Source organism: Thermococcus sibiricus MM 739, from assembly GCF_000022545.1.
In the GTDB taxonomy this organism is placed as follows: Archaea; Methanobacteriota_B; Thermococci; order Thermococcales; family Thermococcaceae; genus Thermococcus_A; species Thermococcus_A sibiricus.
Genome location: NC_012883.1, coordinates 786,311 through 809,634, shown reverse-complemented (window position 1 = coordinate 809,634; position 23,324 = coordinate 786,311). Strand labels below are relative to the sequence as shown.

At 40.0% G+C, this 23,324-nt stretch carries 23 protein-coding genes, 2 tRNA genes and 1 pseudogene; 13 read left to right on the top strand and 13 right to left on the bottom strand.

What is annotated here, in order from left to right; translation table 11 throughout:
- Nucleotides 1–87 precede the first annotated feature (87 nt).
- The 8 genes from TSIB_RS04365 (at nt 88) to TSIB_RS04330 (ending at nt 5,653) form a co-directional block, all read left to right on the top strand.
- Nucleotides 88–1,215, top strand: coding sequence for an aminotransferase class I/II-fold pyridoxal phosphate-dependent enzyme (locus TSIB_RS04365; protein ID WP_048160301.1), 1,128 nt, complete (start codon nt 88–90; stop codon nt 1,213–1,215).
- A complete protein-coding gene (locus TSIB_RS04360) occupies nt 1,216–2,181 on the top strand; it encodes a threonine/serine dehydratase (protein ID WP_015849170.1) in 966 nt (321 codons plus the stop codon).
- Between the two features lie 254 nt (nt 2,182–2,435).
- Complete coding sequence (locus TSIB_RS04355) at nt 2,436–3,101, top strand: HAD family hydrolase (protein WP_048160300.1); 666 nt, start codon at nt 2,436–2,438, stop codon at nt 3,099–3,101.
- Nucleotides 3,102–3,480: 379 nt separating this feature from the next.
- Entirely contained in the window at nt 3,481–3,627 is a 147-nt protein-coding gene (locus tag TSIB_RS10420) for a hypothetical protein (protein WP_015849168.1), read from the top strand.
- Between the two features lie 56 nt (nt 3,628–3,683).
- A complete protein-coding gene (locus TSIB_RS04345; protein WP_015849167.1) occupies nt 3,684–4,094 on the top strand; it encodes a hypothetical protein in 411 nt (136 codons plus the stop codon).
- 164 nt (nt 4,095–4,258) lie between these two features.
- Complete coding sequence (locus tag TSIB_RS04340; protein WP_048160298.1) at nt 4,259–4,456, top strand: antitoxin AF2212-like protein; 198 nt, start codon at nt 4,259–4,261, stop codon at nt 4,454–4,456.
- Nucleotides 4,443–4,907, top strand: a complete 465-nt coding sequence (locus TSIB_RS04335; protein ID WP_015849165.1) for a type II toxin-antitoxin system VapC family toxin — start codon at nt 4,443–4,445, stop codon at nt 4,905–4,907. Before TSIB_RS04340 ends, TSIB_RS04335 begins: the two co-directional genes overlap by 14 nt.
- Nucleotides 4,908–5,077: 170 nt before the next feature.
- The gene (locus TSIB_RS04330) at nt 5,078–5,653 is read left to right on the top strand and encodes a Holliday junction resolvase-like protein (protein WP_015849164.1); all 576 of its coding nucleotides are present in this window, start codon (nt 5,078–5,080) and stop codon (nt 5,651–5,653) included.
- 282 nt (nt 5,654–5,935) lie between these two features.
- Here TSIB_RS04330 and TSIB_RS04325 read toward each other — a convergent pair.
- The 5 genes from TSIB_RS04325 to TSIB_RS04305 all read right to left on the bottom strand — a co-directional run bounded on the left by TSIB_RS04325 (nt 5,936) and on the right by TSIB_RS04305 (nt 9,114).
- Nucleotides 5,936–6,013, bottom strand: a tRNA-Val gene (locus TSIB_RS04325).
- A gap of 13 nt (nt 6,014–6,026) precedes the next feature.
- Nucleotides 6,027–6,104 (bottom strand) — tRNA-Ala (locus TSIB_RS04320).
- A gap of 140 nt (nt 6,105–6,244) precedes the next feature.
- Nucleotides 6,245–7,927, bottom strand: a complete 1,683-nt coding sequence (locus TSIB_RS04315) for an ATP-dependent DNA ligase (protein WP_015849163.1) — start codon at nt 7,925–7,927, stop codon at nt 6,245–6,247.
- Between the two features lie 42 nt (nt 7,928–7,969).
- Nucleotides 7,970–8,203: a hypothetical protein gene (locus TSIB_RS04310; protein WP_148206162.1), complete on the bottom strand. Its 234-nt coding sequence runs from the start codon at nt 8,201–8,203 to the stop codon at nt 7,970–7,972.
- The gene (locus TSIB_RS04305) at nt 8,200–9,114 is read right to left on the bottom strand and encodes a pantoate kinase (RefSeq protein ID WP_015849161.1); all 915 of its coding nucleotides are present in this window, start codon (nt 9,112–9,114) and stop codon (nt 8,200–8,202) included. The genes TSIB_RS04310 and TSIB_RS04305 overlap by 4 nt, the downstream gene beginning before the upstream one ends.
- Nucleotides 9,115–9,222: 108 nt before the next feature.
- On the opposite strand from TSIB_RS04305, the gene TSIB_RS04300 reads away from it, so the two are divergent.
- The gene (locus TSIB_RS04300; protein ID WP_015849160.1) at nt 9,223–10,014 is read left to right on the top strand and encodes a dimethylarginine dimethylaminohydrolase family protein; all 792 of its coding nucleotides are present in this window, start codon (nt 9,223–9,225) and stop codon (nt 10,012–10,014) included.
- On the opposite strand, the gene TSIB_RS04295 is transcribed toward TSIB_RS04300, so the two are convergent.
- From TSIB_RS04295 to TSIB_RS10565, 6 genes are all read right to left on the bottom strand, one after another.
- Nucleotides 9,999–11,063 (bottom strand): saccharopine dehydrogenase family protein, encoded by a 1,065-nt coding sequence (locus TSIB_RS04295; protein WP_015849159.1) that lies wholly within the window; start codon nt 11,061–11,063, stop codon nt 9,999–10,001. The two genes, TSIB_RS04300 and TSIB_RS04295, sit on opposite strands and share 16 nt — an antisense overlap.
- Nucleotides 11,064–11,133: 70 nt before the next feature.
- On the bottom strand, nt 11,134–12,732 hold the full coding sequence (locus tag TSIB_RS04290) for a Na+/H+ antiporter NhaC family protein (protein ID WP_015849158.1): 1,599 nt from the start codon (nt 12,730–12,732) through the stop codon (nt 11,134–11,136).
- 332 nt (nt 12,733–13,064) lie between these two features.
- The gene (gene udg / locus TSIB_RS04285) at nt 13,065–13,628 is read right to left on the bottom strand and encodes a type-4 uracil-DNA glycosylase (RefSeq protein ID WP_048160831.1); all 564 of its coding nucleotides are present in this window, start codon (nt 13,626–13,628) and stop codon (nt 13,065–13,067) included.
- A 4-nt stretch (nt 13,629–13,632) separates the two neighbouring features.
- Nucleotides 13,633–14,004: a hypothetical protein gene (locus TSIB_RS04280; protein WP_015849156.1), complete on the bottom strand. Its 372-nt coding sequence runs from the start codon at nt 14,002–14,004 to the stop codon at nt 13,633–13,635.
- An 80-nt stretch (nt 14,005–14,084) separates the two neighbouring features.
- Nucleotides 14,085–14,576 (bottom strand): transposase, encoded by a 492-nt coding sequence (locus tag TSIB_RS10570; RefSeq protein ID WP_266105280.1) that lies wholly within the window; start codon nt 14,574–14,576, stop codon nt 14,085–14,087.
- A 90-nt stretch (nt 14,577–14,666) separates the two neighbouring features.
- Nucleotides 14,667–15,101, bottom strand: coding sequence for a transposase (locus TSIB_RS10565; protein WP_228359826.1), 435 nt, complete (start codon nt 15,099–15,101; stop codon nt 14,667–14,669).
- Nucleotides 15,102–15,604: 503 nt separating this feature from the next.
- On the opposite strand from TSIB_RS10565, the gene tes reads away from it, so the two are divergent.
- Entirely contained in the window at nt 15,605–17,365 is a 1,761-nt protein-coding gene (gene tes, locus TSIB_RS04270; RefSeq protein ID WP_015849155.1) for a tetraether lipid synthase Tes, read from the top strand.
- Nucleotides 17,362–17,634, top strand: coding sequence for a DUF3213 domain-containing protein (locus tag TSIB_RS04265; protein ID WP_015849154.1), 273 nt, complete (start codon nt 17,362–17,364; stop codon nt 17,632–17,634). The genes tes and TSIB_RS04265 overlap by 4 nt, the downstream gene beginning before the upstream one ends.
- Nucleotides 17,635–17,658: 24 nt before the next feature.
- On the opposite strand, the gene TSIB_RS04260 is transcribed toward TSIB_RS04265, so the two are convergent.
- The gene (locus tag TSIB_RS04260; protein ID WP_048160297.1) at nt 17,659–19,140 is read right to left on the bottom strand and encodes a DUF2139 domain-containing protein; all 1,482 of its coding nucleotides are present in this window, start codon (nt 19,138–19,140) and stop codon (nt 17,659–17,661) included.
- A gap of 145 nt (nt 19,141–19,285) precedes the next feature.
- Between TSIB_RS04260 and ppcA the strand changes: the two genes are divergently transcribed.
- Together ppcA and TSIB_RS04250 are read left to right on the top strand one after the other, a co-directional pair.
- On the top strand, nt 19,286–20,716 hold the full coding sequence (gene ppcA / locus TSIB_RS04255) for a phosphoenolpyruvate carboxylase (protein ID WP_048160296.1): 1,431 nt from the start codon (nt 19,286–19,288) through the stop codon (nt 20,714–20,716).
- Between the two features lie 123 nt (nt 20,717–20,839).
- On the top strand, nt 20,840–21,301 hold the full coding sequence (locus TSIB_RS04250; protein ID WP_015849151.1) for a DUF1931 family protein: 462 nt from the start codon (nt 20,840–20,842) through the stop codon (nt 21,299–21,301).
- Nucleotides 21,302–21,383: 82 nt separating this feature from the next.
- Here TSIB_RS04250 and TSIB_RS04245 read toward each other — a convergent pair.
- Nucleotides 21,384–23,294: pseudogene (locus TSIB_RS04245) on the bottom strand (S9 family peptidase).
- Nucleotides 23,295–23,324 lie beyond the last annotated feature (30 nt).

Here is a 23,324-nt window from a genome sequence, read left to right as displayed (position 1 = left end):
GTTTCACTCTACTCTAAATCCTTTTGATTGTGTACTTCAAGCAACTTTTATATATTTTAGTCTAAAAATACCGCTTGGGTGAAATTTGTGAAAGTGAAACCATTTCTCGTCGAGCGATTTATGGGAGAGTACGAACATAATGTCGAATTAAATATAGCTGAAACCTGTGTAAAGCCATTCACCCTTGGGGAGTTCCTAGAATTTGTTGGGGAACCAGATTTTCTTGAAAAAATCAAAGACTTGCAACTCACGTACGGATATGTTGAAGGACTTCCAGAACTGAAAAAAGGTTTAAGCGGATTTTACAAGAACGTAAAGCCAGATACCATATTCACAACCCATGGGGCAATAGATGCAAACTTCCAGGTTTTTTATAGCTTAGTTGAATCCGGAGATACTGTTATCTCGATTTTCCCCACATACCAACAGCTTTACAGTGTTCCCGAATCCTTTGGAGCTAAGATAAAGCTTTGGCATCTCCATGAAGAGAATAACTGGATGCCTGACCTTGATGAGCTCAATGAACTGGTAGATAAGAAAACAAAACTAATAGTAGTAAACAGCCCTAATAATCCCACAGGTGCACTTTTAGATGAAAAAATGCTGAGAGGAATTACTGAGATCGCTGAAGATGCAAACGCCTACGTTTTAAACGATGAATCGTATAGAGGACTTTATATAAACCCAGAAGATTGGGTCCCCTCGATAGTTGATATCTCAGATAGAGCAATAGCAACGAACTCTTTCTCAAAGCCATTGTCTCTAACAGGTCTACGCCTCGGATGGATAGCAACTTCAAGCGAGGAGGTTGCTAAGGAATTAACTCTTCATAGGGACTATACAACAATTAGTATTAGCTTACTCATAGAAAAGCTTGCTGCACTTGCAATTGAACATGCAGAGAAAATATACGAGCGCAACTTGAAGATACTTCGCAAAAACTTTAAACTCCTTGAAGAATGGATCAAAGAGGAACCATTGGTGGATTGGGTTCCTCCAAAAGCAGGAACCGTTGCTTTTTTGAGGTATAACCTTGAAATCCCATCAGAAGAACTTGCCATAAGGCTCATAAAAGAGAAGAGTACCTTCCTTGTCCCCGGATCTTGCTTTGGCATCGAAAATCATCTTAGAATAGGATATGGAAATCCTGTTGATGTTATGATAGAAGGACTAAAACGCTTTAAAGAGTTTTTAGACTCATGGAGGCAGAATTAAATGATTAAGATTGTCAAGGAAGTTTTAGATGCAGAAATGAGAATTAGAGACTACATTCGAGAAACTCCTCTGGACTATTCTCCCTTTTTAAGTCAAAAAGGAAATGCTAATGTCTACCTAAAATTGGAGAACTTTCAACTAACCGGATCTTTTAAAATTCGAGGCGTGTTTAACAAGCTACTCTCACTAAGTGAAGAAGAGAAGAAAAGAGGGATAGTAACTGCATCCAGTGGGAATCACGGGGCCGCATTTGCCTATGCCAGCAACTTCCTTAACCTCAATGGAATTGTATTCTTACCTGAAAATGCTTCCCCAGCAAAAATTCAAGATATAAAACAGTATAATGTAGAGCTTAGATTTTATGGAAATGATACTGTCAAGACAGAGATTTTTGCCAGAAATTTCGCCGAAGAACAAGAGATGATATACGTGCCTCCCTACAACGATCCAAAAGTCATAGGAGGACAGGGAACCATAGGGGTCGAACTTGAAAAGCAGCTTGGGAAAATTGATGCCGTTTTGGTTCCGGTAGGTGGGGGAGGCCTAATCTCAGGAATCGCAGGATACCTGAAGGAGAAAATGAAAGATGTGGAAATAATAGGAGTTCAACCGGAGAACTCTGCTGTAATGTATTACTCAATAAAGGCGGGGAAAATTCTTGAGCTAGAGTCGAAACCAACGCTAGCGGATGGGACTGCCGGAGGAATTGAAAAAGATTCTATAACTTTTGAACTATGCAGAAAGTATGTGGATGACTTTATCTTACTCTCCGAGGAAGAGATTGCAGAGTCCATTCTCTTAATGCTGGAAAAACATCACATGTTAATTGAAGGGGCAGCTGCGCTTTCAGTAGCGGCCTATTTAAAGGAGGCCCCAAGATTTAAGGGCAAGAATGTTGTTCTTATACTCAGTGGATGCAGGATAAGTTTGGACAGACTTAGAAAAATTTTAAAGGCGTTTGGTTAATTTTCTTCTTTATCTTTTTGTTGCTCGCAAGACTCCTTGTGAAAGTGGAGGATACGTGAGGGAAAGCTAGTGAGGAAGATTTAAATATCTCAAAATACAGCATAATAACAATTTGGAACAGCCCAACGGCTGGAAGGTTCGTAATGGACTAAGTGCAAAGTAACCGGTGATTCGTCTGTTACGGAGATAGCCGGTAATGATCATGTGGTCCGGCTAGTGAGGAGATTGGATTAAATCCTTTGAGGGAGGATAAGATGATAAAAGCTCTAATCTTTGATGTTGATGAGACCCTCGTGTATTATGAGAGCTATGATGGTAAGGAATGGTTTGAAAAGTGGGCTAAAAGGGAGATAAAAAATCTTGAGGCCAACGTAGATTTTGAAACATACAAAAAGATGGTAAAGGGAAAACTGCCACGAAGTTGGGTCGAGAACCTCGGTGTAGATCATGTGGAATTCTGGAAAGCCATAGACAGGGCGAAACTTAAATACAGAAAGTGGGCCGCGGAGCAGGGTTTAATAAAGGCTTTTCTGGATGTTGATGTCTTAAAGACTTTCAAAGAGATGGGCTTAAAAATGGCAGCGGTGAGTAATGCCTCTCAAGACTGCACAGAATTTGTATTAAACCTTTTTGGCCTAAAAAGGTATTTTGATGTTGTTCTTGGGAAGGACTACAAGTATTTAGATGGTGCTAAACCTAACCCATATTTAATCAAAAAATCCCTCAAAGCACTAGAAGTTTCCCCCAAAGAGGCCCTTGTAGTAGGCGATTCGCTTTCAGATATTTTGGCCGCCCATGGAGCTGGAGCTAAGGCCGTGCAGGTAATGAGATTTGGAAAGATAGAGGGTGCTGATTACTATGTAGAAAATTTGAACGAGCTCGTCCAATTGGTACGTTCGCTAATAGATAAGGATTTATAAAGGAACACCCTAATTTATAATGCCCCTGCGCGAGGACCCGCCCAAATAATGAAGGTGGGGGCGATGCGGGGGCAACAGCTCGGCCATAGCGAGGTCCCCACGGAAGGGCCTTCCGCGTTACGGAGCGCAATGACCGTGGGAAACCCTGGCCGAGTACACTATTCTGGCCCGCCTGGGTTAAGCCGCTTGAGAGTGCCTTATGGCTTCAATGAGAGCGGTCGTTACGGGCGGGCCACATTTCATGCTAAATCTATTTAACGAGAAACCCCCTATACTTCTGTAAATAAAGATTAGAAGAGGCGAAGCAGATGGCAAAGTTGCCTCAAGTATATCTAATGATGTAATCGGGCCGATTATGAGAGGACCTTCTAGTTCTCATGTGGCGGCAGCTCATAGAATTGGAAACCTAGCAAGACAAACAATTAGGGGAAAGCTTAAGGAACTGATCTCCTTCCCGCCCTTAAGGGCGAGGCTTTCAAAAGAAAAAGTAATTATCGAGTTTGCTAAAAATACATCTCTTGCTTGAACGCGTTAAGCGTGGGCTGATGAAAGATTTGCTAACGGGAAGAAGGAGGGTGAAAGTTGAGTAAAGATCCTCTTAAAACTCCTATTGAACTCCAAGAAATAGCAGAGTTCGTGGAGTATATAGAGAGAAAAGTCAGTGAATCCGAGACAGGCCTAAGTCCTTCAAGTATTAGACAGATTAAAGATAAATACCTCGAGCTCAGGATGAAAGCCGAAATTGACATAAAAAACGTGCCATCATTTATGTGTAGTACATCCTTCAAAAAAATGAAAGAACTTGATGCCCTTGATTTACGACTCGAGACAATATTACAACTAGCAGCAGACAAGTATAAACTCTATGAAATGAAAATTAGTTGCAAAGAACTCCAAAAAGCCGTTACAACATGCAAGATTCTTGTTTATGTTCTTGCTTCCGCATTAGCTACAATTTTAGGGACAATAGTGGCAAAGACATTCCTATGGTGAATTTAGAGATCATTACATCCCTAACATCAATTCTCTATAATTTTTCCCCTCTATTGATCCATTAACACATCTCCCACCTTTTGCTTCCCTTGTTAATATATGATTCAAAAACCAACACCAAAACCTTAAATTCTTCAAAAATAAAATTTCTTATGGTGAGAGTTATGCAGGTTATTGAGGCCGTTTATGAGAATGGGGTGTTAAAGCCCCTGAAAAAATTGAAGCTCAAAGAGCACTCAAAAGTCATCATCAAGATAATAGACGAGGAGGAGCTTGATAAACTTCTCAACTCAATGGTTATTGAGAAGATTGAGAATATCGATTACAAAAAGCTCAAGGAGGCTTATTATGAGTCCCTCTGAGGTTTTTATTGATTCTTCTGTGCTGGTTGGCTTAAATCTCGGAGACGAGAAAGCAAAAGAACTTGTGAAATCCCTCATAGAAAGGGGATGCATCCTAATTATAAATCCCATAGTTTTCTCTGAAACAGCGTATAAAGTTATGTTTACTCTGGCCCTTAAGGATGGATTAAAGGGAGTTCATGATCTAAAAAAGCATTTAGACAAATATGCTTGGACTTATGGGAAGGTTAAAGAGTCAATTGCACTACTAATAAAAAATGAACTTTTAAAGGTTGTCGAAGTCAACTGGGAAATACTTGAGTTATCTGCAAAAATTGGAGAGGAATACGCCCTTTTGACCAACGACGCGATAATAGCCGCTACATGTAAACACTTTGGGATAAAGAAGATAGCAACTTTTGATGAGGATTTTAGGAAAGTTGACTTCCTTGAAGTTATTGATTCTCCATAATAAATTTGGAATCATGATTACAAAAATGCTAAATATTTCTTTTAGGTAAAGGGCAATGATAAATACCAGTTAAGTTAGACTGGTGGCGTAGATGAGTAATAAAAAGGCTACAAGTTTGAAGAAGTTTTGGTCTTTATTTTTTGATATTTAACCGCAAAGGGGGTTGGAAAATGCCTGAAATGGTGTGGATTATAGTTGGAGTTTTGATTGTTTTAGTGTTTATATTATGGTACAAATACTCTGAACTAAAAGGACAAATGGAGAGGAAAGCACGAGAACTTTTTGAAGAATGGAGGAGCAAGGAGTTAGAGACTCAAAAGCGTGTTTTAGAAGAAGGCATTAGGAAGAATTACGAGTCAGAATTCAAAAAGTGGAAGTTGGAGGAGGAAAAGAGAATTAGGGAAGATGCAATTAAAAAAAGCAAGGCGGTTATAATGGGTCAAGTTACAGAGCACTTGATACCGTATTTTCCAGACTTTAAGTATAACCCTAAGGATGTAAGATTCATTGGAACGCCGGTTGATTTTATAGTGTTTGATGGCATGACTGATGGAGACATTAAAAGGATCGTTTTTGTTGAAGTGAAAACGGGGAAAACCGGAGGCTTAACGAGTAGAGAGAAGCAAGTGAAAGTCGTAGTAGAGAAAAGAGAGGTCTCTTGGGAAAAGATTCACTACAAACCAAGTATGGCAGAGATAAATATAGATATACCAGTAGAAGCTGATTCGTATGAAAAGGAGAGTTAGGGTAGCAAAAGCAGGGATAGGTTTAGATATTCGGTTTTAAAGATTACCCAGAGAGTACGAGTGGTTGATAGGCAGGGAAGTCGAAATCGAGTTTAAGGTTGTTGATGGAAGGAAGGCTTTAGTGATCCATGTGGATGAAGAGAGCCGAGTTGTACAACCAGTTGTACAACCCAGTGATAATTCACGAAAGATTAATGACAGGAAAGAGGGTTTGAAAGACAACGGTGATATTTCAGAACTGGAGTTTTCAAAAGAAGAATTTTGTGCGGGAGAAATTCTTTTTGGTGGGCCCGCGGGGATTCGAACCCCGGACCTCCACCTTGTCAGGGTGACGTCATAACCAGTCTAGACCACGGGCCCGCCCGAAAAGTTTTGGTGGACCGGCCGGGATTTGAACCCGGGGCCTCTGCCTTGCCAAGGCAGCGCTCATCCCAAACTGAGCTACCGGCCCACACGCCAAAATATAGGGGTTCTAGCTACTTTATAAAGCTTTCGGTAATTATCGTGGGTATTTTCCAACTCCATTTAAGCTTTTGTTGACAAATGTAAAAACAGAGAAAGAAGAGTTTATTCTAAATTGTAGGGTTCCTCTCACCTACCGCCTTTTAACCTCTCCTGGAATTGATAGAGTTCAGCAAGCCTTTGAACTGTATCAGCATCTTCTGGCCCTTTATCCTCTCTAAGTGCTATATATCTCGGGAATCTAAGGGCAAAGCCACTCTCATACTTTGGACTCTTCTGGATTTCTTGATAGGCCACTTCTATAACTACTTTGGGTTCTAATTCCACTTCCTTGCCATGCTCCTTCTTTATGAGCGGCTTAAGCATTTTCGTAAATTCTACCAAATCTTCATCAGTAAATCCACTCCCTACTTTACCTACTGGGACAAAATCACCTTTCACCGGATCATATGCCCCAAGAAGGAACGAACTAAGAACGCCGCTTCTTCTGCCCTCTCCCCATTCTGCACCAAGTACGACCAGATCCAGGTTCTCCATTGTAGGTTTAATTTTAAGCCATTTCTTTCCTCTGTTCCCTGGTTCATAGGTTGAGTCCAATCTTTTGGCCATAAGACCTTCATGGCCCAAATCTAAGGCCTTGTGATAAAAAGCTTCTGCTTCTTCTGGACTCTTTGTTATGAGATTCTCTGCAGATTTTATCCATTCGTTTGAATTTACAACACTCTCAAGAACCTTCCTCCGCTCCATAAATGGAGTATCTATCATATTTTGACCATCCACGTAAAGAATATCAAAAAGATTAAGCTCGAGAGGTATTTTTTCTATCATTTCCTCTATATTGTATTTCCTCCTGAACCTTCTAAGAACATACTGGAAGGGTCGGGGTCGGCCAGTTTCTTCAACCGCAACCAGTTCGCCTTCTACTATAACTTTTTCAGGTTTTAGAGCTTCTTTCACTCTTTCAACAACTTCCGGGATTGACTTAGTAACGTTTTCAAGACGCCTTGAATAAATGAGAACTTTATTTCCATTTTTGTGCACCTGAACTCTGGCACCATCGTATTTAATCTCAAATTCTGCCTCTCCGCCCATCTCCACCAGGGCCTCTCTAACGTTTGCAGCCATTTGAGCCAGCATGGGTTTTATTGGTTTCCCCACCTGTATCTTCACTTTGGCCAACCCTTCATCACCCTCAAGCTTTGCAACCTTGGCTACAAAACCAAAATCACTTGTAAGCATGTAAGCTCTCTCAACAAGCTCTACTCTTACTTTAAATGCATCTGCCAAGGCATCCCTCAAAAGACCTTCAGCAACTCCTGTTCTCATTATCCCAAGAACTGTTCTTGCAAGATATTTACCCTCATCAGGGGAGGCATCCATGAAAAGATTGGCAAGATACTTGAGCTTTCTGTCTTGACTTCCTGCTCCCGAAGCTTCGGCTATTTTAACAAGGGTATTGTAAACCCTTTCTATTGTAAGTGGTTGAGAGAAGAAACTTTTTTGTTTTCTCTTATTCAAGGCAAGAGCAATGCTCTCTCCTAAATCTCCCGTGTCTCTTACCGAGTTTTCAATCTCCTCACTGTTTATTCCAGTGGCCATAGACACGGCCTTTATTAGAAGTTTTTCACCAATGCCAAGCTCTCTTTCATCCCAGTCTGGAAAAACCTTCCCAAGAATCAGATAAGGGATTACCTCCAGAAGTTCAGGTTTTTCGACTGACTTCAAGAAATCAGATACAAACTTTGTTTTAAGAGTTTTAAGTGTAGTTTTTTCAAGTCTTTTATATAATTCAACCAGTTCCTTATAAAGCATTCATACCACCAAATTGAACTAGTGCATTAAAAGATAAAAAGGTTAATCCTCCTTAAGTCTTGGCTTAAACCTTATGTATTCAAAGAATACCGTGGCTATGAAGCCCCCAACGAATATTAGTGGAACAGGATAACCACTGTCCTCAAAAGCAACCAAAAAAGCAAAGCCTCCAGTAAACCCGGCCGCTATAAGACCAATTTCTCTTCGACCACTTTTGTTCAAAAATATTGTAATGAACAAGCCAACAATTGTGAGTGCAAGATAAAGAGTGTTCATAAACTTCCCCCCATCCATCTTTCAACACTCGGCCTTTGAGTATAAACCTCACAAATGTGGTACCTTTCTATAGTGAGATCCGTCAGCGTTGCTTTTATCTTTTCTATCTCATCTTCTCTTAAAAGAGCAAAGAGGCTTTTACCAAGCATTACCATTGAGGAAGGCAATCTCAAATCTTTGTCAAGTTCTATGGCAATTTCCAGCAATTCTCCAGTGAGCAACCCTGTTCTCTCGGAAAATGCTCTAGCGGCCTTCATTAAAACCTCAACTCTTGGATACTTCAATACTTCTTCCAAGGATCTTTTGCCTTCCTCTTCAATTAGTTTAATGACATCACTATCAAGCACTTCTTTTGTTGAGATCCTTCCCAGAGGCAGTGTGAGAACTTTGTAACCCTCAAAAAATATGTTGTCCACGACTCCAATTCCTGGAGCTCCGGGTTTGATTCTGAGTTCTATACCTCCATAAAACTGGGCTATGACATCCCCAAGGCCACCCTTATAAAGCACTTCATACTTATGAGCTACTTGAGAGGCCTGTAGAAAGGTCTTTTCTTTAAAATTAAAAGCCAATGCAAGGGCCGTCCCTAAAGCTCCAGCAGCACTGTTTCCAAATCCATAACCATTTGGAAAATCAAAGTACTGCCAAACTTCAATTTCTCCAGAAAAGTCTTTAGGTATCATTTTTTCGGCAACTGAATAACTTATTATGGCATTATTTCTCTCCACAGGTTCTCCATTAAAGGCGATATGGATATGTCGCTCTGGTCCGTTTTCTGTGGTTACAAAAATATTTGTACCTTTTTCCAGATTAATACCTGCCCCAATAGAGCCAGCTAAAAGAGGATTCTCATTGAATACAGGAACAAAGAATGCAGTAATGTGGGCTGGAACGAATGCTCTTATCAGCATTTATCCACCTCCTTCTAAACACTTGCATCTCATGTTTTTAAATGTGAGCCCTTAAAAAAGCAGAAAATATTTTAAAACAGGGAATCTAATAAAAGAGGGTGAAAATAATTGGACAGACTTTTTGATACTGTTATAGTAAGGCGTCCCGGAGAAAACTACAAAAGCTGTGTTTCCACAAATCCTGAGCACAGAAGTATAGATGTCAACTTGGCCAAAAAGCAGCATAAGGAGTACGTAAAGATTCTTAAAGAAAATGGGATTGAAGTTATTGAACTCGAACCACTTGAAAACCATCCTGATAGTGTTTTTGTTCAAGATACTGCTATAGTTGGGGTTAACTCAAACCTCGCAGTGCTTAGCAGGTTTGGAGAGCCTAGCAGAAGAGGAGAAGAGGAAAGTATTAAAGAAGTTCTGAAAAAAGAGGGTTTTGAGATAAAGCACATTAAAGAACCTGGAACAATTGAAGGTGGAGATGTCCTAGTAACAGATCAAGGTATTGTTTTTGTAGGCCTCTCTCAAAGAACCAACACTGAGGGCATAAAGCAACTGGCCCAGTTCTTTCCCAACGTGAAAGTTGTAGGTGTTCCAATATCAAAAATCTTCCACTTACTCTCTGGGATAAATTATCTGGGGAATAAAACAGTTGCCATCTCCCCTCATGTAGTTGACACTGAGTATTTCAAGGGATTCAAGTTCATAACAATCCCCGAGGATGAACTTTATGCGAACAATATGTTATATTTGGGAGAAAAGAAAGTACTGTTGCCAGAAGGTTATCCAAAAACCGAAGAAAAATTAAGAAGAGAAGGCTTCAAACCAGTGTTAGCTAACGTTTCCGAGTTCTGGAAGGGAGATGGTGGCGTAACTTGCCTAAATCTGCCGTTCTATAAGCCCTTGTGATACTCTTCCAAGACTATATTTCTCTTTTTGACCTCTTTTATTATTTCATCAAAAAGGTCGTCTTCCATCCCAAAGAGTTCTGGTGGAATTACCCCCGGTTCGAATTCGTACTTCAACACTAGACGTGCTGTTATTGCTGTTATATATCCTGTGCTTCTTGCCATTGAGGTAAAACCTCCTTGGGCCTCATCGTACATGAAGTACCTCATCTCCTGTTCTCCACTCTTTCCATAAACCTCCATTATTGAAAAGTCGTCACTTTCAAACTGCATTAATGGCAGGATAACTTTCATTGTGAATTCAATATTTTCTGGATTGAAAAAGCCGAGTTCCTTCAGTACTTTCATCTTTTCTAAGTGGCCTTTCCACCGGAGTGTGTTCTCGTATAGATTTTCTGCTTCAATTGTGGCTAAAAGGGTTCGCAGCCCATCACTAACAAAGCTTTCAAACTCGAAATCTCTGATCTTCAATTGTTTAATATCTTCCAATGGATCCACCCTTACAAGACGGCCATTTCTTATAATCCTAGCAGGACGCGTATATTCTTCTATTAAATCATATGGAGAAAACACAACTTTATAATAAAGAGGTGGCTGGGGATTTTTTGGGAGTCCTCCTACGTTTATAACTCCTTCATCAAGCTTTCCAAGAACCGCTTGTATGTGGCCCATTAAAATGTTGCTAAGGCCTGGAGCAAACCCTGCATCCACAACCATTCTAATTCCAGCTTCTTTGGCTTGGTCATCCAACTCTAATGGATCTTCCGGCATGAAAGAGACATCTACAATGTCTCTCCTTGCTTTTATTGCGGCTTTTAGTGTAGAAAATCCGAATCTTCCGGGCAGAGCCCCAACAATGAGGTCAAACTTCTTCATGAATTCAACTAGATCTTCAAATTTTGAGGCATCCAGCTCATAAGTTGTCGCAAAATTCTCGGCCAATTTTAGGCGTTCTTTGCTTTTGTCAGCGATAGAGACTTCGTAATCTTTACTCAAGTCGTATGCTATTAATCTACCAACATCCCCAGCACCTAAAACACAAATTTTCATGCTCGTCCCTCCAAAATAAATTTTAATACCAATTTATTGTTTGAAGTAAAAATAAAAGAAGAGTATGAAATCAAGCTTCCTCAGAAACATATACTGGTACTTCTCCGTTAGGTATTCCTAGTTTCTTTCCGTACCATGCACTAAGCACGCGGTGGATTACTATTAACAAGACAATTCCTAAGCCAAGCAATACAAAGCCGTTCCTTAGTCCTACAGCAAACAAGATGTATAAAAATGCGGAAAGTGCAGCCACAGTCACGGCATAGGGTAACTGTGTGTTCACGTGGTCTATGTGGTCGCTTCCTGAGAACATTGAACTCATAATTGTTGTATCACTAATAGGTGAGCAGTGATCTCCGAAAATACCTCCTGCAAGTACTGCTCCCATGCTGGCATAAAGGATCGGGCCTACTCCTCCACCAAGGGTATATCCTAGAGGAATCGCCATTGGCATTATAACACCAAAAGTTCCCCAAGATGTTCCAGTGGTGAATGACACAAATGCTGCTGATAGGAAGATAATAAGAGGAACTATTGCACCTGGAACACCGCCACCTACTGCAGCATTTACAACAAAATCTGCCGTACCAACGGCATCAGTTGCACTCTTAATGCTCCATGCAAGTAATAAGATTGCATTAGCCATTACCATTTGTTTCATGCCTTGTACTATACCTTTTTCTATGTCCTCAAGACTCATTTGTTTCTTAACTAGAATTATAAACATTACCACGACCAGCATTGCAAAACCAGCCCAGAGAAGGGCTAAAGCTGTATCTGCGTTGGACATAACACCCTTTATGCCTTCAGCAGCATATACTTCGCTTCCTCCTCCTGTGTACCACATCCCATATAGGAAAACTAGGATGAGGGCTAAAATTGGCCATATGAATGCATGGATAGTGCCTCCTTCCATTGGGATTCCTAAGTCACTCTCAGTTGCCATCATAGGCTGTGCGCCGTCCCTAAGTACTTTTCCTGTTGTTCTTGCTCTGTATTCAGCTTTTAACATAGCTCCATAGTGTCTATGCGTATAAGCTACCAATAGGACCATTACAATCGCCAATATTGAATAAAGCTTGTAGGGCCATGCCGAGAGCCAAGCAGCATAAGAACCTATTTCAATACCTAAGCTGTCAAAGCTATCCTGGATAAGTCCCACTTCATAACCTATCCACGAAGAGACTAAAGCTATTGTTGCTACCGGGGCGGCAGTTGAATCATCAATATAAGCAAGCATTTCTCTTGAGACCCTTGTTTTGTCAGTAATAGGCCTCATAGAGTTTCCAACTATGACTGTGTTTCCATAGTCATCAAAGAATATTGCAACACCTAATACCCATCCAAGGACAGAAGCTGCTCTACTGCTTTTGACTCTTCGTGTTATTGCTCGGGCAAATGCTGAAGCTGCTCCTGACTTATAAACCAATCCAAACGCTGCACCAATTATGAAGTCATACAGCAATATTTTCTGGTTCCAATCATCAAGGGCATTTCCAATAATCCAGTCCCAAGTTTGTACAGTGGCCGAAATTGGGTTACCTCCAACTACCATTAATGCGCCTACCCAGACACCAATAAACAAAGCAAACAATACTCTTTTTGTTAATACGGCTAATCCAATGGCTACCAAAGGAGGCAACAACGATAAGATCCCGAAATCCGACATTCCCTAAACACCTCCATCATATACATTTGCGACTCTAACTTTTTAGAGCCTTTTATAAGTTTTTCTGAAATTTTCTTGTATTTGCTACAATTGCTAGAATTTTTTTGCCAAGATGTACCTAAATACCGAAATTTTTTATGTGTGGATTGCTGCAAATCTATGCGCTATACTGCAGATATATAGCACATTGTGTTTAACATTATACACTAACGCTCTTATTACATAAAAACGTTTTCCTGAGATTTTTTACTAATTTTAAAAGATAATTCAAAGTTTATTAGGATAGATATAAAGAACAACAAAAAGACTTCAAAATTCATTGTAAAATTATTCTAATTCCTGTAAAAGTCTTTAAGCTTTTTAAAGTCCTGTTGTAGTTCTTCTTTAAGTTGAGGCCTGTAAAGAGCAACTGCTGGATGATATACTGGCATTATGACAATTTTGCCAAAAAGTGTTCTTGCTTCAAATGTTTTTCCATGAATTTTACTTATGGGTTCTGGATCAAACCCAAATTTTCTGAGAATGTAAGCCATCGAATGCCTTCCTAGAGGGACTATGATCTTGGGTCTGATTAAATCAATCTGCATGTCTAAATATGGTGAACATGCTTTGACTTCTTCTTCAGTAGGGTCCCTATTGTTCGGGGGGCGACATTTTACAATATTTGTAATATATACCTTATCTCTCGTCAACCCAATACTTTCCAGAAGTTCATCTAGAACTTTTCCAGCCCGACCCACAAATGGAAGACCTTCCTGATCTTCCCAATATCCTGGACCTTCCCCGACAAACATTACCTTGGACTCATAGCTCCCAGACCCCGGAACGGCATTTGTTCTAAGTTCTCCTAAAGGACACTTCCTGCATTTTATTATCCTCTCTTCAAGCCTCTTCATTGACTCACTTTTTCCTGTCACTTTTAACACCCAACCTTTCTTGAGAGAGATAAGCTGTTAAAAGCTCCTTCCACGCAGTATAGTATCCTTTTTCATAATCATCCCTAAATTCATGCTGAAGTATATCCTCAAAACTTTCAAGGAGTTGTTGAGCATTTTCATTATTTGGGCCTTTTATAAGCTGAACTATCAAGGAATCTGTATCATTGTCTTTTAAAGCTGAAAGAAAGCCATTTATAGCCCGACTATATCCTCTTCCCCATTCATCATCGCCGACTATCTTCTCAAGCTTATCAATGTGAGATTTGGCCTTAGTATAATCTCCACGCATTAGAGCTTTAAGAAACATTTCCATTCTCATTTCCCTTGCAGGCATTTTTCACCACCAGTTTATGTGGCACGACTCTATTTTTAACACTTTTCAATAGACCATACATATGAGGAAGTAAATGTGAACTACCCCGGCCTTACGGATGGGGTTTCGTGAGAGTTCATTCGGCATCCTGTTGCCAGTAACCTCACTCTCACTGGCCGGTTCACACGGCCACTACCGGCTATCCCCCTAATGGAGGAATCGCCGGCTACCTTACGCAAAATGTTTAAAGCACCATTCACGTCAGCATTAACCAAAACTCCAGTGGAGGATTGATACAAACCCCTACAGACCCTCCTCCCCCAATACTCCTCCTTCTTCTCTAGTGGTTCCAAGGCCAAAGCATCAACCTTGCTAGTATAGGCTTCATTAACTTCAATGAAGTTAATCCCATAATATTCACACTTTGCCTTTAATTTTTGCTTGAAGAGCCCATAGGGGATGAATTGGAAGTTCTGATTATTCACCTTGCCTAGGAAAACCCTTTGCTTCGCCTCCTTCAACTCTCCAATCACGATGTTCCCGATTTTATTCTCCAAACAGTACTTGATAATGTAATTCACGGCTTGATTCATGAAATTATTCATTACATTTTTCCTCTTCCTCAAAAGCAAAGCCATTTTCTTCCCAAACTTTATTCCTTGCCTATCGTATTGGCTTTGAATTTAGGCCTTCTCTTTATTCCACCACCGGTTAAAACTCTTCAACCACCGGCCTTCAATAATGAAGGCCGTCCCGATGGTTTCTACACAAGTGGCGAAATTATCAACGCCCAAATCAATAGCCAAATACTTTGAATGGTCTAAATCCTTCTTCTCTGATTGCACTTCGTAAACGTACTCAACCTCGAACCAGAGGGCATTATACTTTGGTAAAATTCGGACTTCCTTTATCCTGTGCCCTTTAATGTTCTTGGGGAGGGGGATTTCAAGGTGCATTACACCAAATTTTTTCGCAAAGTTTCGCCCGAGAGTGAGAATAACCTTATCCTCCTTCACCCTGAAGGATTGGTACGGGAAGATTAGGACAAAGTGACCATCTTTTGGTAAAAACTTTGGTGGGTGAATCGGCTTGTTGTAATTACCTTTTTTTTCTCTCATTTAGAAGCCTGAAGAAGGAGTGATAGTTCCTCTCGACAATTTTCATGGTTTGCTGCGCCACTTGACTTGGTAATAGTTTATAGGTTCACTGTTTTTGACCAAGTGATAAGCTTTGGCATATGGGAGGAATGAACCGTTCAACTCGTAGTGTTGTTTAATCACGTATAGGGTGAAGTTATACAAGTCTTTAGATAGGTGAGTGAGTATGCGGAGGAGCTTGTAAGTCTTCTTGCCCACTCGCAAGTGGTTCTTTTGAGTGAGGTGCATTTGTGCCACTCATTACATACACCAATAGTAAAAACTTTTAAATCTTTCGATATTGCCTTAGAGTGGTTGCATCCCCTCCCTTTCAGAAGGGATCTTCCAAGAGGATAAATACCTTAACGATTAGGTATAAATAAGACTGAGATGAAATCTCTTGGTTCACCTGTGAAATTAAATTTTCATATTTACGCAAAAGTTTTTATATTCAATATTTGTAAAAACTTTTAGAGGTGAGAAGTATGGAAGAGGTACCTGAGGGAACTCCAAGTGGAGAGAAAGAATTTGAAGAATTAACCCAAAACCTTCGCGATATTATCGAATACCCCGAGATAACTGAGGAAGAATTTCACGAGCTCCTCAGCAATGCCAGTAGAAACTATGGGGGCCCTCTCCCTCATAGGACATGGTCCCTTTGTCCAGAAACACGTGATGTAGTTCCTGCAGTTGTCTGGGAAAAAGATGGAAAAGTCTGGATAACAAAGAAATGTCCTGAAGGTATGATTACTGATGTTTATTATGAAGATGCCAAAATGTATAAACGCTTTGAAGAATGGAAGTATGATTTTAAGATAAAGAGCTACAACATTGAAAATACAGGTGTAAACTGCCCTTTTGATTGCGGTCTTTGTCCAAGACATCGCTCTCACACGAACCTTCTGAACATAGTTTTAACTAATCGTTGCAACTTATCGTGCTGGTATTGTTTCTTCTACCATAAAGAGGGACAACCAGTCTACGAACCAACCCTCGAGCAGATACGCATGATGCTCCGTAACGCAAAGAGCGAAGAGCCAATTGGTGCAAATGCCGTCCAGTTCACTGGTGGAGAACCCTCATTAAGAGATGATATCATAGAAATAATAAAAATTGCAAAAGAGGAAGGTTATGACCACATTCAATTCAACACAGATGGCATAAGATTTGCATTCGAGCCCGAACTAGTTAAAAGGGTTAGAGAAGCTGGTGTAAACACCTTCTACTTAAGCTTTGATGGTGTTACACCAAAAACAAATTGGAAAAACCATTGGGAAATTCCACTAATATTTGAAAATGTCAGAAAGGCCGGTGGGCCAGGAATTGTTTTGGTACCAACTTTGATAAGAAACGTAAACGACCATGAAACAGGTGCAATAATAAACTTTGGTCTTAATCATTTGGACATCGTTAGATCAGTGAACTTCCAGCCAATTTCTCTCGTCGGTAGAGTACCAAAGAAGGAGCGCCAGAGATTTAGGATAACAATCCCCGGAGCAATAAAGAAGATAGAGGACCAAACAAACGGAGTCATAGCAATGGATGACTGGTATCCCATACCAATAGCGGGGCACATAGCAAAGTTCTTCGAAGCATTTGCAGGTAAAAGGTATTACATGACATCACACTTTGGATGTGGTGCAGCAACTTACGTGTTCCTTGATGAAGAGAGGGTAATTCCGATCTCAAGATTTCTTGATATTGAAGGATTTGTAGAATTCCTAGAAGAGAAAGCAGAGGAATTCGGGAAATGGCATCATCTTGGCAGACTTCAAAAACTCAAGCTTGGAGCAGAAGTATTTCTCAAGTTCAAGAGCTTCTATGATGACAAATATGCTCCAAAAAGCTTTGATATACTGAAAATCATGAGAGAAGCATTTACCCATGGAACGTATGAAGCCCTTGGAGAGTTCCACTATAAAAGTCTCTTCCTTGGAATGATGCACTTTATGGATGAGTACAACTATGATGTCGAGAGGGTTGAGCGTTGTGTCATTCACTACGCCATGCCAGACGGAAGAATCGTTCCATTCTGTACCTTTAACGTAATCCCAGAGCTCTACAGGGATAAAACCCAAGCCCAGTTCAGCTATACCTGGGAGGAGTGGAAGAAACTACATCCAGACTGGGAGTACCGGAAGGACAAATACGTGAGAACCAAGGAGTTCGTTGAAAAGATGAAGAAGAGTGAACTCTATAGAAAAACCTACATCGATATAAAGAACTACTTTGGTGATGAGCAATGATTAGAATAGACTTCAAATTTGACAACATAACTCCAGAAGAGGCTAGACGCATGCAATACAAACTTGCAATCAATTTAGCAGTTTACAGGGTTTTCCTCAATGGATATTCCAAGAGTGGCTACATAATTTTCGATGAGAGCAAACTTTCCAGAGAGGAGATACTCCAAATGCTTGAAGAATTCAAACCAGAAATAATCAGGGAAAAAACATTGACACCTGATGAGCTGATAATAGAAAGCTTAAGCTGGAAAAACATTGCAGCTGCTTGATTTTTCTATTTTTAAAATTAAAAATCAAAGAAGGTTTATTTTCATTTTGCCTGCTGGATCCATTTTTTCGAATTTAAATGAGACAATGCCTCCAAACGATGAGAGGTCAATTACATTCCTCCCTGGATCGATTTTAATCGTCTCTTCACACGCACCATTTAGAGGGAGTTCTAAGTCATATTCATAAATACTCAAAGTATTGTCCTTACTAGCGTTTATTATCACCTTCGGTTCTCTATAACCACTCAAAGGTATTCCCCCAAACACTGTTTCCCCAAAGAACTGTGCAACTTTTGCAAGAGAGGCCATTTCCAAAGCAAATGTAACTGAAGGCGGCCTTTCCTGGAGTATCTTCTCATCAAGGATAACTATGTCTCTATTTCCTGTATCAAATGGTGTCGCTTCAAGAGCCCCTGTATTTGGAGTGGTGTTAGTTCCAAGGAGTATTTTCCCAAAGGCCTTTTCAATGCTCGTGATTCTGGCCCCAAATACTCCGACAATCTTTACCATTGGCGGCGTTACATAAAGGAGAATGCTGGGTGCGTTTATGGTGTTTGTAACCTCTGCCATAAGCTTTGTATTTTTGTCTATGGGTTTGTAAACCGCGTCATGGTGAGCATTGTATGCTATAAGCAGACCTCCTCCTATTGGCAGAGCATTTACTCTCATAGGCGCATAGAAGTTTGGAAAATCAAAGAGTCTTGCGAACTTCATCTCCTCCTCATTTAAAGGGTTCCCCACAAAAACCCCACCCCTAGTAAAAGCAAAAACTCTATTGTAAGCACTCTCCATGTCCCCGAGAACCGGCCTAATGATTGGATGGCCATCTAAAGCACTCTTGGGAATTGAAAAACGCTCCCATTTCCTAGTTATCAGATCCAAAACATGTAGCTCTTGCACTCCCAACTCAAAGTTCTTACCAACTCCAAAAAAGATAGCATCGTGAACGAGGGCACCTTTAAGACTTGGACTTTCATTTAAACATTTCGCTTCTCCACTTTTCCTATCAGCCTCATAAATTCCTAGATTTGCATGTCCGTCCTCTCTAGCGAGAAGAAGTTTGTCTTCATAAGGATCGTAGATTATATCGCTGACCTCACCAGCCCAGTTAGTTTTATGGTGAATAGAGTCTTTCCAGAGGAGCTTTACCTCATCGTTTTCTGTATCATAACTATGAACGTGAGAATACTTGTTCACGAAACTTATTGTGGACTTTTCGTTTTTTCCTTCATAAACTGCAGGAGCGTGTACCCAGCCCCCAAAATAAATAAATTCATCCACAGTCTCAACTGCATTATACGTGTCTCCACCAGATGTTGGTTTTTCCCCAACAAGCTCAAATTCATAGATTTTCTTCGAATCTTCTCTTATAAAGTGTGCTTGGGCCTCAAATGCCAAGGTAAAATAGAGAACACCGTTGTGATACCTCAATCCAAATATCCCACCACTTCCCCACTCAGGGCCATATCGTGGTGGAAACCTGTGAACTTTTTCTAGAGATTTCATTTGCATCACCATTAAAAATTGCATTTGAAAGATTAAAACATTGTGCAAGAGAACAAAGAAATACCTTGAGATCTTCTGTCATATAGTCAATTAAATATCAAAAAAACTTAAATTTTTCATGATATTTGTTAGTTTGGTGGATTATATGATACCTAGAACTATGAGCACTCAACATCCTGACAACGTCTATATTCCGTTTTTTGCACATGAGAGTTCTTTGGGAGGAGAAGATGAAGTCTTAGAAGCATTTTATGCTTTTAGTGTCTTGGGAGTACAAGAACAAATGTGGGACTTTGAAGGAAAAGAAGTAGACGAGTTTGTAATAAAAAAGTTACTGGAAAAATACGGGCAGTTCTTCAAAAAGAAAAAACTAGGAAGGGATATAAGGATTACTCCCCGTGTACCAAATCCAAGTGTGGAAAAAGCTGAAGCTAAACTCTTACTTGAAACACTCGAAAGCATTCCTCGATCAGCTGACTATGCAAAGTTGTTTTATGGGGAAGAAATTGCTCCAATTTTTGAGGTTATTCTGCCAATGACAACCTCCTCGAAGGAGATCGAGAGAGTGTATGAACTTTACAAGAGATACATTATTGGGAAGCAGTACAAAAGGGTGTACGATATCAAAATCTATGAATGGATTGGAGAATTCTATCCGGAAGAGATAAATGTCATTCCACTATTTGAAACAAAAGAGGCCATCCTGAATTCCCATGAAATTCTGAAAGAATATTTAACTGGAAAAAACTTTGAGTACCAGAGAGTGTTTTTAGCCAGAAGTGACCCCGCAATGAACTACGGCCTTATAAGTGCGGTAATATATGACAAATACGCCTTATTTAACATCCAAGAACTTGAAGAAGAATTAAGTGTTCCAATTTATCCAATAATTGGTGTTGGAAGTGCTCCATTTAGAGGACACTTCATTCCAGAGAATGTAGAAAATACCATCAAAGAATATCCAAACGTTCAGACTTTCACTGTACAAAGTTCCTTTAAGTATGATAATGACCCCAAAGAAGTCATTAGAGCTATTGAAAAAGTAAATGAGAGAAAAAGAAAAAAGAGTGCTTCTGTTGATGAAGGTGTTTTTAAAATATTGGAAAAATATGAAAAAGAGTATACAGCAGAGCTCAAACTCCTCGCACCCTACATAAGAGAAATTGCAAAGTTTGTTCCTTCAAGGCGAAAAAGAAAACTTCACATAGGACTCTTTGGATATTCCAGAAAAATAAACGGTGAGGTCCTTCCAAGAGCTATAAAATTCACAGCTTCACTCTACTCTCTTGGGGTACCACCAGAACTACTTGGATTAAGTACGTTAAGTGAGAAAGATATTGAAGAGCTTGCTGAATACTACTATGGCCTTTATAGGGATTTGGAGTTTGCCTTAAAGTTTTTCAATCCGAAAACTAGTCAAAAATTCAAATTTTTAAACAAAATAGTGAAGTTGCAAAAGGAAATGGGAATAGAAGCAGAAGAAAGACACCAAACACTTACCTCCCAGATAATATCTGGAAAATTTGAAGAAAGTGTTATTGTGCAGGCTGCGGACATAAGAGGTTTCCTCGGTTAAAAGGCCTTTTTCATATATACTCCTCTTAGCATGATGAATTCTATTCAATGTCTGAGAAAAATTTATATACTTATTGTAACTAAATGTATACTGAAGTGAAAATGGAGGTAGGGGTGAGGATGGATGAGAGAGATGATAATACCTTTCCCCCAACTCCAGAAAATTCTCGAAAAAACCTGTGAACTAGCCCTTATAAAACCAAGAGCTGAGGAAATGATGAAAATCGTTGAAAGGAAGCTTACTGACTTATTTGAAGTTGCCTATGAAAACGCAATGAGTGAAAGAAGTGAGACAATAAAACTCAGACATTTACCACTCACAAAAGGGTTTAAAAACTCTATGAACCTTTTCAGGGCCGTCATAGAAAGTGAAGGCGTTGAAATTGACCCCATTAGAAAATTTATCCTCAGGGGGATTCCTGTGGAGGTCCCACTTGAAGAGGAGTTAGTCAACGAGCTTCCTATAATAGTGGGAACTCTCTTTGTGCTCGTTGGGAGAATTATCAAGGCCCTTCACCCGGAGATAAGAAATGTCTATCCAGAGCATATTGAGGAAGCTCAAAAGGTTTTGGACTACACACTTTGAGGCTTTATTCTCCTTTTCTTTTCTCTTGCTGTGTCAAAAATTCCATAAAAATAGAGTTAAAAAGTGTAAGGGCTAGGAATTATCAACCCTTAAGCCACTTTTCCATCCAGCCCACTATAAGTTCAAGTCTCTTCATCCTGTGCTTTGGATTTCCTTTTCTTGAGAGATCGTGATTTTCACCTGGGAATAAAGCAAGTTGCACCTCCTTCCCAAGATATCTCAAAGCTGTGAAGAATTGCAACGCCTCTGGGAGCCAACAGCGATAATCTTCCATTGAGTGGATTATGAGAAGAGGTGTTTCGACGTTTGGAGCATATTTCAGCGGGCTCTTTTCCCAATAGCCTTCGGTGTTGTTCCAAGGATCTCCACCTATTTGATCTGGGGCGAAGAATTAGCCAATATCTGTCGTTCCAAAAAAGCTCATCCAGTTAGATATCGAACGCTGGGTTACAGCTGCCTTAAACCGATTTGTATGCCCAACTATCCAGTTCGTCATGAAACCACCATAGGAACCACCAGTTACTCCAATCCTTTCTGGGTCTATAAAGTCAAACCTCTTTATCGCTTCGTCAACAACCTCCATCAAATCCAGATAATCCCTCTCTCCGTAGTGTTCCATTATATCGGCAAAATCCTCTCCATAACCGTCACTTCCCCTTGGGTTGGAGAATATCACAACAAAGCCCTTTGCAGCTAAAACATGAAATTCATGCATGAATGAGTAACCATAGGCAGTTTTAGGGCCTCCATGGATCTCAAGGACGGCAGGGTACTTCTTTCCTTTCTTAAACCCAACAGGTTTCATTATCCAGGCATCAATTTCCATGCCATCGGAGACTTTAACCCTAAAATGTTCTGGTTCTGAGAGGTTGTACTCCTCAATCCAATCATTAAAGGCTGTAACCTTCTTCTCATTACCATCTTTCAAAATATAGAGCTCCGTTGGGGTTTTAGCATCTTGGGCAATAAAGGCTATGTAATCACCGATGCCAAAGGTTTCCACACTCTTGTATCCTCTCACAACTCGTTCTATCTTCCCTTTCAAATTGACACGGAAGAGGTTTGCCCTTGGGCCGTCGGTCGCTATGTAATAGATCCACCCATCTTTGTAAATGAGTGGGTTTCTTGAAGGGCCTCTAACGTCGCAATTGAGGGAATTATACGCTGAGCGATCAAGTTTTGCTGTGAGCTTTTTTATTTTCTTAGTTTTTGAATCAAAGTGATAAATGTGCGTATTAGTTGCTCCTCCTCTCTCAAGAGTATTCATTCTTAGAATAAATGTTTCATCATCAAGAGGAACAAAATCGCCGATACGCCATTTAGACTCAGTGAGTTTTTTAATTTTCTTAGTTTTCACATTGATTACAAATAGATCGCTTATCCTTGGTTGTTTTTCTCTATCCTCCTGTGCCACAAAGTAGATCCGGGTTCCATCTCTACTCCACTTGAGTGTTTGCACATTAAGATTTCCCCCAGTGAGTTTCCTCTTCTTTCCACTTTCGACATCAACGAGATAAATGTGGCCCCTCCTTCCATAAACCCATCCTATCCCATTAAACCAAAAAGGAACTTCCTTAATTAAGTGCACATCTTCTCCTTTTTTCTTTCTCTCAGGCTCTACTTGAGTAATCACAGCAAGAGTTTTGCCATCTGGGGAGAATTCATAGTTGTTTATTCCAAATTTGAATCTCGTTAAGAGTTTAGCTTCTCCTCCTGCGGTGGGAATCAAATAAAGTTCGGCCTCTTTGCTCTCTTTTTCTCGTTTTGAAGTGAACGCTATTAACTTTCCATCAGGTGAAAAGCGAGGATTTGAGTCTTTAGGCCCAGAGGTAAACTGCACAGCTTTTCTTCCATCATAAAGGTAAATTCTTGAAAAATACTCATCCTTTTTCACATTTATTTCACTTACTGTAAATGCAACTTTCTTCTTGTATATATCAAGTCCACCCACAAGTTTAAAGTTAGCCAAATCTTTTGCATCAAGCTTCTTCATAAGATCACCGTACTAATTAGGACCTTTTCG